Annotated in this window: 10 protein-coding genes; 5 read left to right on the top strand and 5 right to left on the bottom strand. The window is 71.7% G+C overall.

The annotated features are described in order from the left end of the window. Positions 1-11: 11 nt before the first annotated feature. From HUW62_RS07700 to xth, 4 genes are read right to left on the bottom strand one after another with little or no spacing between them, the layout of a single operon-like run. Positions 12-842, bottom strand: a complete 831-nt coding sequence (locus tag HUW62_RS07700; protein ID WP_163861775.1) for an alpha/beta hydrolase — start codon at positions 840-842, stop codon at positions 12-14. Between the two features lie 25 nt (positions 843-867). Further along, the gene (locus tag HUW62_RS07695) at positions 868-2040 is read right to left on the bottom strand and encodes a threonine synthase (protein WP_176434030.1); all 1173 of its coding nucleotides are present in this window, start codon (positions 2038-2040) and stop codon (positions 868-870) included. Positions 2041-2087: 47 nt separating this feature from the next. Next, on the bottom strand, positions 2088-2936 hold the full coding sequence (locus tag HUW62_RS07690) for an alpha/beta hydrolase (protein ID WP_176434046.1): 849 nt from the start codon (positions 2934-2936) through the stop codon (positions 2088-2090). Positions 2937-2961: 25 nt separating this feature from the next. Further along, the gene (xth, locus tag HUW62_RS07685) at positions 2962-3732 is read right to left on the bottom strand and encodes an exodeoxyribonuclease III (protein WP_176434029.1); all 771 of its coding nucleotides are present in this window, start codon (positions 3730-3732) and stop codon (positions 2962-2964) included. Between the two features lie 196 nt (positions 3733-3928). On the opposite strand from xth, the gene HUW62_RS07680 reads away from it, so the two are divergent. The 5 genes from HUW62_RS07680 to HUW62_RS07660 all read left to right on the top strand — a co-directional run bounded on the left by HUW62_RS07680 (position 3929) and on the right by HUW62_RS07660 (position 12133). Beyond that, positions 3929-4984 carry a tetratricopeptide repeat protein gene (locus tag HUW62_RS07680; protein WP_176434028.1) on the top strand — a complete coding sequence of 352 codons (1056 nt, stop codon included), beginning with the start codon at positions 3929-3931 and terminating at the stop codon, positions 4982-4984. A 103-nt stretch (positions 4985-5087) separates the two neighbouring features. After that, complete coding sequence (locus HUW62_RS07675; RefSeq protein WP_176434027.1) at positions 5088-7697, top strand: penicillin-binding protein 1A; 2610 nt, start codon at positions 5088-5090, stop codon at positions 7695-7697. After that, positions 7694-9049, top strand: coding sequence for a VCBS repeat-containing protein (locus HUW62_RS07670; RefSeq protein ID WP_176434026.1), 1356 nt, complete (start codon positions 7694-7696; stop codon positions 9047-9049). Before HUW62_RS07675 ends, HUW62_RS07670 begins: the two co-directional genes overlap by 4 nt. Then, entirely contained in the window at positions 9046-10419 is a 1374-nt protein-coding gene (locus tag HUW62_RS07665; RefSeq protein WP_176434025.1) for a peptide ABC transporter substrate-binding protein, read from the top strand. Before HUW62_RS07670 ends, HUW62_RS07665 begins: the two co-directional genes overlap by 4 nt. A 34-nt stretch (positions 10420-10453) precedes the next feature. Beyond that, the gene (locus HUW62_RS07660; RefSeq protein WP_163861759.1) at positions 10454-12133 is read left to right on the top strand and encodes an ATP-binding protein; all 1680 of its coding nucleotides are present in this window, start codon (positions 10454-10456) and stop codon (positions 12131-12133) included. 70 nt (positions 12134-12203) lie between these two features. On the opposite strand, the gene HUW62_RS07655 is transcribed toward HUW62_RS07660, so the two are convergent. Further along, positions 12204-14300, bottom strand: coding sequence for an MXAN_5187 family protein (locus HUW62_RS07655; protein ID WP_176434024.1), 2097 nt, complete (start codon positions 14298-14300; stop codon positions 12204-12206). Between the last annotated feature and the right edge of the window lie 141 nt (positions 14301-14441).

Here is a 14441-nt window from a genome sequence, read left to right as displayed (position 1 = left end):
AGGACCCGAGGCTATTCCGCGCTCACGGGCGAAGTCGGTTCGTGAAGCCACTGTGCGGCGGCGCGAAGCACGTCCTGGGGCAGGGAGTGGCCTCCGGCGAACTCCAGGTAGCGCACGTCGAAGCCCGCCGCGCCCAACTCGGCGACGATGCGACGGCCGCTCTGCTCGACGGGCAGCACCGCGTCCTTGTCACCATGGGCGATGAAGACACGCGGCACGCCCCGGGGCTCCGCCGCGTCAACGAACCCGGGTGAGAAGGCGAGGATGCGCGGGAACAGGTCTCCGTTGAGGATGCCGAGCGCCAGCGCATACGACGCGCCATCCGAGAAGCCCGCGACGGAGAGCTGCTCCTTCGCCACGGCATGGCGCGCGAAGACGTGGGCCAGGGCCCGGTCGATGAAGGCAAGGTCCTCGCTGCCTGTCGCCAGCTTGTGGTCCCACGTCACGCCCCGCGACTCCGGTATCACCAGGATGAGGCCCTCGGCCTCCGCCAGCGCCTGTGTCACCTCCAGCATCTGCGCCGCGTTTCCCATCGCGCCGTGCAGCAGCACCATCAGCGGCGCGGGCTGCCCCGGGCGATAGGAACGGGGCACGTAGAGCAGGCCGTCTCGCTTGCCGCCTCCAAGGCCCAGCGGATGCAACCCCACGAGTCCGGGCTCGGTGGGCGCCGCGCTGGGGCGGGCATGCACGCGACCATCCGAGGACACAGAGGGCGAGGCCTGGACCTGGGCCGGCGGGTCCTCGCGCGTGACGGCACGAGGAGTTCCGCAGTGGGTGAGGCCGAGGAGCCACGCGCCACTCACGAGCAGGCGCGCCCATCGCAACGAGTTCGCTTCGTGCATTGTCGTGCGCCTGTCGCTTTCGCGCTCACCAGAGCGGGGCCATGTTCTCCACGTACTTGAAGCCCGTGCCCGTGTTGAAGACCACCACGGACTCGTCCGGCGTCACCTGTCCTGCGGAGTGGAGCTTGCGCAGCGCGGCCACACAGGCACCGCCCTCCGGTGCGGCGAAGAGTCCCTCGGAGGCCGCGAGTTCCTTCGTGCCCTGCACGATTTCCTCCTCGGTGACGGAGATGGCCGTCCCGCCGCTGGCCTTCACGGCTCGGAGGATGAGGAAGTCGCCCAGCGCCTTGGGCACTCGCAGGCCGTGCGCATGCGTCGTCGCCCCAGGCCACATGGGGGCATCCGGCTGGCCCTCCGCGTGGGCCTTCACGATGGGCGCGCAGCCTTCGGCCTGCACCGCGACCATCCTCGGGCGCTTCGAGCCGATGAGCCCCATGGCCTCCATCTCCTCGAACGCCTTCCACATGCCGATGAGCCCGGTGCCGCCGCCCGTCGGATAGAGGATGACGTCCGGCAGCGTCCAGTCGAGCTGCTCCGCCAGTTCGTAGCCCATCGTCTTCTTGCCCTCCACGCGGTAGGGCTCCTTCAGCGTGGCGCACTCGTACCAGCCATGCTCACGCGCGAGCCCCGCGCAGACCCGCCCCGCGTCGGTGATGAGGCCGTCCACCGTCTCGACGTGCGCGCCGTAGGCACGGGTCTCCATCAGGAAGAGACTCGCGATGTCCTTGGGCACGAAGACATGGGCCTCCAGGCCCCCTCGCGCCGCATAGGCAGCCAGGGCGCTCCCGGCGTTTCCCGCCGAGGGCAGGCACACCGCCTTCGCGCCCAGCACCTTCGCCATGCTCACCGCCGCCGACAGGCCGCGCGCCTTGAACGAGCCGGTGGGATTGCCTCCCTCGTCCTTCACCATGACGTGCTTCAAGCCCAGCCACTCCGACAGGCGCGGCGCCTTGAGCAGCGGCGTGAAGCCCTCGCCCAGGCTGAGCCGCTGGGCCGGGTCCTCCACGGGCATCACCTCGTGGTAGCGCCACATGGAGCGCTCCCGCGTCGCCAGGGCCTCGGGCCGTAGCGTCTTCGCGGCGCGCTCCAAGTCGTAACGCGCGAAGAGCGGTGCGCTGCAGGACGTGCACAGGTTGAGCACGACGCCAGGCGCGAAGGTCCGGTCGCACTTCGTACAGTCGAGTCGGATGACAGGCATGGGACGCCGACTCTATTCCAGCCGGCACCCGAAGGCCGAACGTCTCGTTACCGTGTGGCCGCGCCCTGCGTCGGTGGCAGCCACTTGCGCAGCACGCCCGGCGCGGAGGACCGGTAGATGTTGTCGTGGCGAAGGTCCGGCCGGGGCTCGACCTCCCACTTCAGCCCCACGGGCGCGCTCACCCGGAGGACCTCCCCCAGCCGAGCGACGGCGGGGACGATGTCATCCACCTCGTTCGCCGACGACACGTACAGCTCCGCGCGCAGGTCCGCGCGGGCCGCGAGCCGCTCGCCCGCCTGACGCACCAGTGACTCCGCGTTCCACCAGATGCTGGGGCTCAGGGCCAGGTACGTGCCGAACAGGTCCGGCTCCAGGAAGAACGTCTCCACGATGAACAGCCCCGCGAGCGACTCGCCGATGATGGCCCGCTCCTCCGTCACGCGATAACGCCGACGGACCTCCGGCATCAGCTCGTCGCGGATGAACGCGCGGAACGCCTCCGAGCCTCCGGTGATGGGAGCAATCTCCTTGTCACTGGCCACCGTCGTGGGCCCCGTCATGTCACGCCTGCGCACCGTGTTCTCGATGCCCACCACGAGCATCGGCCGCAGCTCGCCCGCGCGAATCGCCGCGTCGACGGCCGAGGCGACGTGCGGGAAGTCCTCCTGGAGCCCACCGTCCGGCATGTAGAGCACCGGGAAGCGCGCGTCCGTCGCCGCGTCGTATCCCGGGGGCGTGTAGACGGCGATGCGCCGCGCCTCCTTTAGCGTCGCCGAGGCGAGCGTGAAGAGTTGATGCGCGGGCACGGGCTCGGCCGCGGCGGCGGGAGGCTTCCCCGTCGATGCGCAGCCCACGAGGAACATCCCCAACCCCACGCACAGCATCGGCCATCGCATCCGAGTCACGCCTGTCCTCCCGACTTCAGTCCTTCAGTTCCAGCCACACCGGCGCATGGTCCGAGGGCTGCTTGCCCTTGCGCGCCTCCCGGTCCGTGTCCGCGCCCGTCAGCCGAGGCACCAGCGGCGCCGAGACGTAGAGGTGGTCGATGCGCAGGCCCAGGTTCTTCGGGAAGCCGAGCATCCGGTAGTCCCACCACGAGAAGCGCTGCGTGTCCGGGTACAGCTTCCGGTACGCGTCCGTCAGTCCGAAGGCGCGCAGCCGCTGGAGCGCGTCCCGCTCCTTCAGCGTGAAGAGCGTCTGCCCTTCCCAGAGCTTCGGGTCGTAGGTGTCGATGTCCTCGGGCGCCACGTTCCAGTCGCCCCCGAGCACCAGCGCCTCGTCGGGCTTGTGCCGCGTGTCCAGGTAGCGCCGCAGGCGGCCGTACCACTCCAGCTTGTACTCGTACTGGGGCGAGTCCACCGTCTGGCCATTGGGCGCGTACGCGCTCACCACGCGGATGCCCGCCACCGTCGCGGCGATGAGGCGCGCGTGCGTGTCATCCACGCCGTCCGACAGCCCCTTCACCACGTCGCGCGGCTCCTCCTTCGCGAGGATGGCCACGCCGTTGTAGGTCTTCTGCCCGTGGACCGCCGCGCGGTAGCCGGCGTCGCGCACGGCCTCCATCGGGAAGTCGTCCTCCGTGCACTTCAGCTCCTGCAGGCAGAGGATGTCCGGCTGCGCGCTCTTCAACCACTCGAGCAGTCGCTCCTGCCGGGCCCGTACCGAGTTCACGTTCCAGGTGGCGATTTTCATCGCGGGCACCGTCGCACGACACCCACGCCCCCGCCACGGTTTTCCCCCTCGCGTGCGGCCCCAGGGACACACCCCGTCGCACGCCCTCGGGGCAGGCCCCTGGCACGCCCATCGCAATAGCCCCGGGTGGGAGGACTCCCACAGGAGCCCTCTCGGAGCGTTCTTCTCGAACGCCCCGCCTGGAGTCGAGGTCGCCATGAGCCCGAGGACGAGGAAGGCCACCCGCCGCACCCTGGGTTTCACCCTGCCCCCCGCGCTGAAGAAGTCCCTGCTGCCCACCTGCCTCGCCGCGCTCGGCCTGGCCGCGTGGACCGACGTGCCCCTGCCCGCCTCGCTGCGCCCGTGGCTCGCGCTCGCCGAGCAGCACGCGCGCACCCGCGAAGCCGTCACCCCCGTGGTGCCGAGCGACTTCGCCGAGGCCCCGCGACTCATTCCCCTCGCCCCTCCGGAAGTGGCGAGCCCCATCGTCGAGCAGGCGCCCCGCCCCGCGCCCGAGGACGCCCTGGCGCTGCCCCACGAGCACGGGCGGCGCGTGGACCACCTGGGACGCGCGCGCTCGCTGCGAGAGCTGGGTGACGTGTCGGGCGCGCTCACCGAGGTGCGCCGCGCGCTGCATGACGACCCGGCCGACACGGATGCGCTGACGCAGGCCGCACGGCTCGCCCGCCTCCAAGGCCAGTCCGACGTCGCGCTGCTGGCGTACGCGCGACTGGGCCACCTGGTTCCCGAGGACGCGGGCGCCCTCATCCAGCAGGCCCGCCTGCTCGTGTCCCTGGGACGTCACGCGGAGGCGGTGCGCGTGGGCGAGGAGGCCGTGCTGCGCGCTCCCGAGGACGCGGAGGCGTATCAGGTGCTCGGCCGGGCACACCTGGTCGGCGGCGAACTGACGTCGGCCATCCTCCGCTTCCAGCAGGCCGTGCACCTGGAGCCCGAGCATGGCTACGCGCTCAACAACCTGGGCTTCGCGTACCTGCGCGCGGGAGAGAACGCGAAGGCGGCCGAGGTGCTCACGCAGGCCGCGGAGCTGCTGCCGAACGTGGCCTACGTGCACAACAACCTCGGCGTGGCGTGGGAGCGGCTGGGCCGTAAGGAGGAGGCCCGCGCCGCGTATGGCACCGCCACCCGGCTGTCCCCGCGCTACGTCCAGGCCCGCGTCAACGCGGACCGCATGAGCCGCGTGGCCCAGGTGGACCTGGACTCGCCCGAGGCTCGCGGACAGGAGGGCCTCTCTCCGCGGCCCGTGGCGCCGTAGCGCTCCCCTGCCCGCAGGCCGGCCTCCGGACGAAAGGAGGCCGGTCCGATTCCCGATTTCAGATGCCGACTTGGTCTAACGTGCAGCCCCCGTCGAGAAGCACATGACCCTGGCCCGTGTAATGCCCACTCCGCCCGAAGCTCCTCCTCCTTCCACCCCGGCGCCCGCGCCCGTTCCGCCGCGCCCTGGATTCGGCGCGCGCCTCTGGAAGTGGACCAAGCGGTTGCTCATCACCGGCGCCGTGGGTCTGTTGCTCTTCGTGCTGGTCGGCGTGGGGGCGTACATCTACTACAGCCGGGATTTGCCCTCGGTGGACGCGCTCCAGCACTACCAGTTGCCCCAGGTCACCAAGGTGACGTGCGCGGACGGGAGCATCTGCGCCGAGTACGCGTTCGAGAAGCGCACCGTGGTGCGTGTCGCGGACCTTCCGCCCCACGTGCGCGACGCCTTCCTGGCCGCCGAGGACGCGGACTTCTACAAGCACGTGGGCCTGGACCCCTTCGGCATCGCTCGCGCCGCCATCAAGAACCTCATCCCCGGCAGCCGCAAGTCCGGCGCGTCCACGATTACGCAGCAGGTGGTGAAGAACCTGCTGCTCACGCCCGAGCGCAGCCTGTCGCGCAAGATTCGCGAGTGGATTCTCACCCCGCGCGTCGAGGAGGCGCTCACCAAGGACCAGATTCTCGGCCTCTACATCAACCAGTCCTATTACGGGAAGCGCCGCTACGGCGTGGAGGAGGCCGCGGTCTATTATTTTGGCAAGCACGCCAAGGAGTTGAGCGTGGGCGAGGCCGCGGTGCTGGCGGGCACCGTGCAGATTCCCCACCGCATCAACCCGGAGACGAACATGACGCGCGCGAAGTCGCGTCAGCGGTACGTGCTCGGGCAGATGGCCAACCATGGCTTCGTGCCGCGCAACATCGCGGAGGCGGAGCTGGACAAGCCCATCGTCCTGGCCCCGCGTCCCCAGCAGGGCGTGGGCCCGTACTACGCGGAGGAGATTCGCCGCACGCTCATCGAGCGCTATGGCGAGCACGCGGTGATGGAGGGCGGCCTGCGGGTGGACATCGCCATGGTGCCCAAGCTCCAGGTCGCCGCGGAGCAGGCCGTGCGCGAGGGCCTCGAAGCCGTGGACCGTCGCCAGGGCTATCGCGGGCCGCGCGGCACATTGGATGACGCGCAGTGGGCTCGGCTGCGCGGCATGGTCGCCACGCGAATCGAAGAGGCTGGCCGTCGACTGAAGGACCAGGGCTACGTGGCCGACCTGGCGCCGCTCGCGAAGGCGGAGAAGCCGGAGCCGAAGGCGGAGACCGAGGAGGACGGCGCGGAGGAGCAGCGCCCGGACCTCACGCCCGAGGACGAGGCACCTCCCTCCGAAGAGGAGCTGATGGTGCGCGCGGTGCTCCTGAAGCCCCTCTCGGAAGGGCTGCGGCTGACGGGCTATGTGACGGAGCTGGACGAGAAGCGGAACGTGGCGCGCGTGGACCTGGTGGGCCGCACCGCGGAGATTGCGTACCCCTCCGTCACCTGGGCCCGGCAGAAGGGCAAGGGCGCGCCGAAGAACATCTCGGACGTCTTCACCAAGGGACAGCTCGTCTACGTGCGCATCCTGAAGGCGCCTCCCGCGCCGGCCTTCGTGGAGGCCACGCTGGACCAGGTGCCGCTCGTGCAGGGTGGACTGGTGGTCATCCGCCCGGAGAACCGCAACGTGGTGGCGCTGGTGGGCGGGTATGACGCGGCGCGCTCGTCGTTCAATCGCGCGACGCAGGCCAAGCGTCAGCCGGGCTCGTCCTTCAAGCCGTTCCTCTATGCCGCGGCCCTGGGAAGTGGCCGCTACACGCCGCTCTCCATGGTGAACGACGCGCCGGAGACCATTCGGGATCCGTACACGGGCAAGGCGTGGAGGCCCCAGAACTATGACCGGCAGTTCGAAGGGCCGATGACGCTGCGCACGGCGCTGACGAAGTCGAAGAACACGGTGTCCGTGCGGCTCATCGAGTCGCTGACTCCGCCCACGGTCATCGACTTCGCGCGCCGGGCGGGCATCCGCTCCCCCCTTCCGGAGAACCTGACGCTGGCGCTCGGCACCGGCGAGGTGACGATGCTGGAGGCGGTGAACGCCTACTCCACGCTCCAGTCCAATGGCCGCTACGCGGAGCCGCTGATGCTGCTGCGCGTGCGCGACTCGCGCGGCAAGGTGTTGGAGGACCACCAGCCGGCCTTCGAGGAGATGCTGCCTCCCGCCGTCGCGTACCTCACCACGTCGCTGATGCGCAGCGTGGTGGAGGAAGGCACGGCCAAGGCCGTGCGCGAGCTGAACCGCCCCGCCGCGGGCAAGACGGGCACCACTCAGGAGTCCAAGGACACGTGGTTCTCTGGCTACACGATGGACTGGGTGGCCAGCGCGTGGGTGGGCTTCGACGACAACTCGCCCTTGGGTGGCAGTGAGACGGGCGGCCGGGCCGCGCTGCCCATCTGGCTCCAGTTCATGCGCGTGGCCCACGAGGGCCTGCCCGCGCGCGACTTCGAGGTGCCGTCCGGCATCCTCCAGGTTCGCATCGACCCCGTCACGGGGCTGCTGGCCGGAGCCTCCGTCCCGGGCCGGCTGGAGCCGTTCCTCGAGGGCACCCAGCCCACCGCCGAGGCCCCGCCTCCGGGCCAGGTGACGACCGACGAGTTCTTCCTCAACGAAAACAACAGGAAGGGTTTGTGAGCCGAGCCCAGGTCCTCGCACCACTGCTGCTCGCACTCACCGCCCACGCCGCGCCACGGTCCTCGACCGACGAAACCGTGTCCGCCGTCGAGCGCCTCTCGCGCGAGTTGGCCTCGGACGTGCGCGCCCTGCCCGCCGAGGCGCCCGTGGCGCTGTACTTCTCGGGAGGCTCGGCCGAGCTGCGACGCGCGGTCGGCAGCGTGCTGGCGGCGCGACTGGCGGCGGAAGGATTGGCTCCCTCGGTGGTGGACGCTCCGAGCGCGGAGGCCGCCGAGGGCGTGGCTCGCGCACAGGGGGCCCGCACGCTGGTGCGGCTGACCGTGGACGTGGAGGCTGGCGCGCTGCGGGCTCGCGGGGATGCGCTGGGCACCTGGGTCAACTTCTGGTCGGGCCGCGCGCTGACGCGCCCTGCTCGTCCGTCGGGTGCGCTCGTCGAGTCGGTGGAGGCTGACGCGGAGGCGCTCGCGCTCGCCTCGGTGGGCACGCCGACGACGACGACTCCTCCCACGGGCGGGCCCCGGGGCATCCGGCTCCTGGGGGCGACGCTGGTCCGGCTGGAGCAGCCCGTGGCGGCGCTCGCGGCGGGAGACCTGGACGGCGATGGCCGCGACGAAATCGCGGTGCTGACGGAAGAAAACGTGTCCGTCTTCACGGCGGATGGACAACTGCTGGCCCGCAGGGAGCTGGGTTCGTTGCCCTTCTCGAACGCGACGACTCGCGAGCCGTTTGGCGCGCTGGCCGTGCTGTCGGGGCCGCCCCGGCTGGCCGCGTGGAGCACCCGTCGTGCGCAGGGAGAAGTGCTTGTCCTGGACAAGGGCCGGAGCACGCTGCGCCCCGTGGGGACATTGGACAGCGCGCCACTCGGTCCCGTGGAGCGCGGTGGCTTCGTCCCCGGGCAGACGGCGTTCCAGGCCGAGGTGCGGCTGGGGGACGGCAAGCCCGTGACGCTGCTTTCGCCCTTCACCACCGCGAGCTTCGCATCGCCGAGGATGCTCTTCGTCCACGCGGATGGCACGGGCTCGCTCTATCCGCGCGTGGGCGCGACGCCGACGCGACTGAGTGGACTCGGCGCTGGCAGTGCCCTGGGAGACTTGGACGGTGACGGCACGACGGAGCTGCTGACCACATCCGCCCTGCTCCAGCCTTCGCCGGATGTGCTCCGTGTCCACGCCCTCAACGGTGGGGACCCCACGGTGCACGAGCCGCTGTGGCAGGGCCCGCTGCCCACCGGGCGCGCGTTGTTCGTGGTGACGGCCAACCTGGATGGCGACACGCGCCGCGAAGTCGTCGTGGGCCTGTCGAAGCCGGATGGTACCGGTGAGCTGTTCCTCCTTCGCCAGGGTGCTCCATGAAGTCCCGCCGCATCGCCCTCGCCAGTCTCGTGCTCCTGGGCTCCGCGTCCGCGTGGGGAGCGGGACGGACTCGCTACGGCGGAGAGGTGCGCGTCGCTCATGCCGGGCCGCCCGAGCTTGGCGAGCCCTCGCTCGCCGACACCCCGCTGGAGGCCACGCTGCTGGGCCTCTTGTCCCGCCCCGTCTGCGCGGTGACGCCGGAGGGAGAGGTCCAGTCCACGCTGGCCCGTGAGCTGTCGCGTCCCACGCCGCAAGTCACGCGCGTGACGCTGCCCAATGCCGCGACGGCGAACGCGCTGGCTCGCGCGTGGACGCGCCTGTCGAGCACCGACGGGGCTTCGCCGTACCGGGCCCTGCTCTATCCGCTGCGCGGCGAGGGACGGCAGGTCACCGCGAGTGGTGCCTCGCTGGAGCTGGCGCTCTCATTCCCATGGCCGGATTTGGAGCGCGCGCTGTGCCACCCGGCCCTGGCCGCGCCCGTGGCCTCCTCGACTCCGGGCCCCTTCTCGGCCGCGGGGCGAGGCGCGCTGGATGCGCAGCTCGGCTGGCCTCGGGGTCGCCCGTATCTGGACCGACTGCTGCTCACCGCCACGGATGAGCGAGGACTGGCCCGGCTGTGGTCCGCCCGGCAGGTCCAGGTGGAGCTGGGCGTGTCCTCGGAGACGGACAACGCGCCGGGGGCCCTGCTCTACGCCACGTATCTCGCCTTCTCGCCTCGGCGCCTTCCGACGGACTTCCGGCAGGCGGTGGAGAGCTCCATCGACCGCGAGGACCTCACCCGCCTCTTCGTGCACGGCCCGGCGGTACCCATGCCGCACCTGCTGCCGCCCGCGCTGATGCCACAGCCGCCCAAGCCCCGTCCGGCGGCGCCCGCGGCGGGTCCGGCTCGCACGGTGACGCTCGTCTACGACGCGGCCCTGGACGACCAGCGCGCGGTGGCCGAGCGCATCCAGGTGAAGCTGCACGAGCGCGGCTACACCGTGGCCCTGGAGCCCCTGGCGCGCTCCGCGCTGCGCGCCCGCTGGGCCAAGGGAGACTTCGAGCTGATGCTGCATGCGGTGCTGCTGCCTCCCGTGCCGGGGCCCGCGCTCGCGGTGGTGCTCGACGCGGGTGGGCGCAAGGACCTGCTCGGCGTGGAGCTGCCCGCGATTGGAGCGCTGTCGGATGCGGCGGCGAGGGATGCGCGGGTCCGCGAGCGAGCCCTGGCGCTGGCCGCGTCGCTGCCTCTGCTGCCGCTCTACGCCCAGGGACTTGGGTTGCGCGCGATGCCGGAGGTGGGCGGGCTGGTGATGGACGCGCAGGGCCTGCCGATGCTGGACGGGGCCTTCCTGCTGCCTCCCGAGGGAGCCGGCACCGGGGGACGCCCATGAGGGGCGCCCGCGCCTTGCTCGAGGGGACACACCCTTGCGCCTGAGGACCCGGCTGGCGCTCGCCTTCGCCCTGCTCGCCCTGGTGCCGCTCGCGGTCGTGGTGCTGCCCACCCTTTCACGGCTGCGCGACACGCTGACGCGCGAGCTGGATGCACGCATGCAGGCCGCCACCACCAGCGCGCAGGAGTCGCTGGAGCGCACGGCCACCACCGCCCGTCGCGCGGTGGAGGAGCTGGTGGACAGCGCCGCCATGGAGGACCTCGCACGCGAGGCCCGTGAGCGCCCCACCCGCGCCATTCAAGCGGGCACGGCGGAAGCGCTGATGAAGACGCGCGGGCTGACGGTGCTCGCCCTCTTCGACCGGAGCGGCACCGTGCTGTCCTCCGGGCACCTGCCCGCGCGACGCGGAGACCCGGACCCGGTCCTCTTCGCCGTCACGCGTGAGACTTCGCCCAAGCCCGTGCCGGTGCGCGTGGAAGTGCGCACCCCCTCCGGGCTGCGACAGATGCCAGCGCTCGTCACCGCGCGCCCGGTGGACTACGGCGACCTTCGCCTGTGGGCCGTGGGTGGCGTGCTGCTCGATGACAGCCTGGCCCAGCACCTCGCGCGACTGACGCAGGCGCAAGTCTCGCTCGTCTCCGGTGACACCGAGCTGGCGAAGGCTGGCACCGCGCTTCCTCCCACGGTGGTGCGCGAGCTTCCCCTGGGCGAAGCCGCCACGGTGCGACTTGTCTTCAGCCGAGCCGCCGCCCGCGAGGCCGAGGAAGGCGTCATGCGCGCCTTCCTCCTGCTCGCAGGATTGGGCGGCGCCTTCGCCATCTTGCTCGGGCTGCTGGTGTCGCGGTGGATGACCCGGCCGGTGGAGGCCCTCACCGAGGGAGCCCGGCGCGTGGCCGAAGGCGCGCTGGACGTCCAGGTGACGGCCGACGCCACGGGCGAGGTGGGCGAGCTGGTCCGGACGTTCAACCACATGACGTCCGAGCTGAAGGCCACGACGGAGCGGTTGATGGCCAGTGAGCGCATCGCCGCGTGGCAGGAGGTCGCTCGGCGGCTGGCGCACGAAATCAAGAACCCGTTGACGCCCATCCGCATGTCGCTGGAGACGCTGCTGGCCGCGCAGGAGGCCCGGCACCCTCGCTTCCCGGAGTTCTTCAAGGAGAGCGCGGGCGTGGTGCTCGAAGAGGTGGACCGCCTGCGGCGCATCGTCGACGAGTTCAGCCGCTTCGCGAGGATGCCCAAGCCGCAACTGGCCCCCGTGGACCTGTCCGAGCTGACGCAGAGCGTGTTGTCCCTCTACGCGACACCTCCCGAGGGCATCCAGATACTCCCGGCGCTCCAGACGGGTGTGGTGGCCCAGGTGGACCGGGACATGCTGACGCAGGTGCTGGTGAATCTGGTGAAGAACGCCGAGGAGGCCATGACGGGCAAGGGCGGCCACCTGCGCGTGCGGGTGAAGGGCACCGACGCGGACGCCATCATCGAAGTCGAGGACAGCGGCCCGGGCATCCCTCCCGAGCACCGCGCCCGCATCTTCGAGCCCTACTTCACGACCAAGGATGGCGGCACGGGACTCGGGCTGGCCATCGCCGCGCGCATCCTCCAGGAGCACGGCGGCAAGCTCGAAGTCGGCGGTGAGCCGGGCCAGGGCGCGCGCTTCAGCGTCGTGCTCCCCCGCGCGGACGTCCCCGCGTCCAGCCTCGTCAGAGCGCCCTAGCCGGAAACGCATGAGGCCCGAGGCGAATCATCGCCCCGGGCCCGATGTCGACTCGCGGTGGAAGCCGCGCTCAGTCCTTGACGGGCGTGGCCTTGAGAGCGGCCTTGCCTTCCTTCACGTAGACCTGGAAGCGCACCGTCTTGCAGGCGTACTTCTGGACGAGCTGCTCCTTGTTCTTGCGCAGCTTCTGCACGAACTTGTCGTACGTCAGGCCATCGGCCGGCTCGCCGCACCGCTCACGGGTGGTGACGAACTCGCGGAAGACCTCCTGGAAGTGCTGCTCCTCGGAGAGCGCCACCGCGGAGTTGCCGGACGGACCCGCGCCGGGGAGCGGAATCGCGGCGGGCCCGCCCGAGCGCGACGGCAGCGGAATGGGCGCCTCGGCCGGCCGGGTGCTGGCCTGGAGCAGCTCGCGCGGAATGGCCGCGACGCGCGTCGTCTCCGGGTTGTCGGGCGTCTGCGCCGCAGCCAGGGCGAAGGGGTTCGCCGCCTGCTGGAGCGTGTACGCCGCCGTGGGCTGGTCCTCGAAGGCGAAGGCACCGCGCCGAGGCGACGCCGTCGACAGGGGCTCACCCGAAGCGGAGAAGCCGCCGGGCTCGGACTCGAACGGCATCGCACCGCCGAACGGCGTGGGCGCGGGCTGCTGGGACGCGTACGGGCTCGCCGCGGGAGGAGGCGGAGAGGACGGAGGCGGCGCCGGGAAGGGGAACGCATCCGCCGAGCCGAACGGATCCGCCGAAGCGAACGGGTTCGACACCGGCGCGGGGGCCGGCGGCGGCAGCGCGAACGGATCCGCGCCGAAGGGCTGGGCCGCGGGAGGCGGCGGCGCGGCCATGGCGAAGGGGTCCGCGCCAAAGGGCTGGGCCGCGGGAGGCGGCGGCGCGGCCATGGCGAAGGGGTCCGACATGGGGGCCACCGCCGGAGGAGGCGGCGCCGCCTGGGCGAAGGGGTCCGGCAACGGGCCCGGCGTCGGCGCGGCGGCGAACGGCGCCGAGGCGAACGGATCCGCCGTCGGAGCGGCGGCCACCGGCTGCGGCTGCGGCGCGGGAGGCACCACCGCGTGGTGCATGGGCGCATTCGCCGCCATCGCGGCCGACAGGCTGAGCGTGTCGGAGGTGCCCTGCACGTCGTCACCGGAGCCCGAGCTGGAGCCGCCCATCAGCGCCGTCCACACCAGCGTCAGGGCCAGGAGCCCCGCCAGCGCGACGAGCGCGGTCTGCTGGTAGTCCGCGACGGCGCCCAGCACCGACTGCGTCCCGGCCACCGCGAGGATTTCCAGCGGAGTGCCTTCCAGCGCCCGGCGAGTCCCCACCGCGAGGGGCGCCTGGCCCCCCATGAAGTCACCTTCCGTCATCATGGGCAGGCCCACGGGCCCCAGCGCCTGGAGGCTTCCGCGGCGAATCACGACGCCGCTCGCGTTGGCCGCCACCTGCGCCAGCGAGCCCTCCGCGAGCAGCTTGTCCGGCCCCACGGCCGCCACCGAGTCACCCTTCACCAACCCGAGCGCGGAGACACCGGTGGCCGTCACCGCGGCCTCCAGCGCGCCCTCGTCGAGCAGCGGCGCGCCCACCACCAGCGTCACCGCCGGCTGCATGCCGAAGTCCCCGCCCCACAGCACGGGCACCGAGGCGAACACGTGCGTCGCGCCGAGCGCGTCCACCACCGAGGTGCCGGCCTTCGCCAGCGCGGCGACGTCCAGCTTCGCGGCGTCCGAGGACGGCTCCGCGCCCGCGACGGCATGGAACGCGGCGTCAGGGGCGGCCAGCGCCACCACCAGTCCCTTGAGCTCCTTGGGCAGGACGGCCTCGGCCGCCGTGCGCACGGCCCCGAAGCGCTCCGCCGTCAGCGGCTGGAGGGCGCTGGCCTTGTCGTCGACCTTGTCCTTGTCCTTGTTGAACTGCGGACGCGGGGGGACGGCGGGCTTGGGAGGAAGCAGCGCGTGGACCGCGGAGGCGACGTCCGGCGTGGCGGCCAGCTTCAGCGCCAGCGCCTGCACCTCCGCGCGACGCGCGTCCACGCGACGCGCCACCTCGGCCACGCCCGAAGCGGACTGGGCCGTGGCTCCGTCCACCGCGCGCGCGCGCAGCGGTCCCGACAACATCGGGAGATGAGCAAGCCCCAGTCCAATGACCAGGAACGCGAAGAGGAGGAACTTGAGGCGGACCATCGCCGTCCTTTAGCCCATGGGTGAAGGGTTCCGCTTATAGCGTTCACCATTCGGACCCAGCAAGATTCGGACAGCGTACAACGCGGGCCCGGCCGCCCGGTGGACAACCGGGAAGACCGGGCCCTACACCGAGGCACGCCC

The sequence above is a fragment of the Myxococcus sp. AM011 genome (assembly GCF_013372595.1).
GTDB lineage: Bacteria > Myxococcota > Myxococcia > Myxococcales > Myxococcaceae > Myxococcus > Myxococcus eversor.
This window is presented reverse-complemented; position numbering and strand designations above follow the sequence as displayed.

Coding starts and splice junctions, on each gene's coding strand:
- HUW62_RS07700 (WP_163861775.1), bottom strand. CDS start 842: ATGCACGAAGCGAACTCGTTGCGATGGGCGCGCCTGCTCGTGAGTGGC.
- HUW62_RS07695 (WP_176434030.1), bottom strand. CDS start 2,040: ATGCCTGTCATCCGACTCGACTGTACGAAGTGCGACCGGACCTTCGCG.
- HUW62_RS07690 (WP_176434046.1), bottom strand. CDS start 2,936: ATGCGATGGCCGATGCTGTGCGTGGGGTTGGGGATGTTCCTCGTGGGC.
- xth (WP_176434029.1), bottom strand. CDS start 3,732: ATGAAAATCGCCACCTGGAACGTGAACTCGGTACGGGCCCGGCAGGAG.
- HUW62_RS07680 (WP_176434028.1), top strand. CDS start 3,929: ATGAGCCCGAGGACGAGGAAGGCCACCCGCCGCACCCTGGGTTTCACC.
- HUW62_RS07675 (WP_176434027.1), top strand. CDS start 5,088: ATGACCCTGGCCCGTGTAATGCCCACTCCGCCCGAAGCTCCTCCTCCT.
- HUW62_RS07665 (WP_176434025.1), top strand. CDS start 9,046: ATGAAGTCCCGCCGCATCGCCCTCGCCAGTCTCGTGCTCCTGGGCTCC.
- HUW62_RS07655 (WP_176434024.1), bottom strand. CDS start 14,300: ATGGTCCGCCTCAAGTTCCTCCTCTTCGCGTTCCTGGTCATTGGACTG.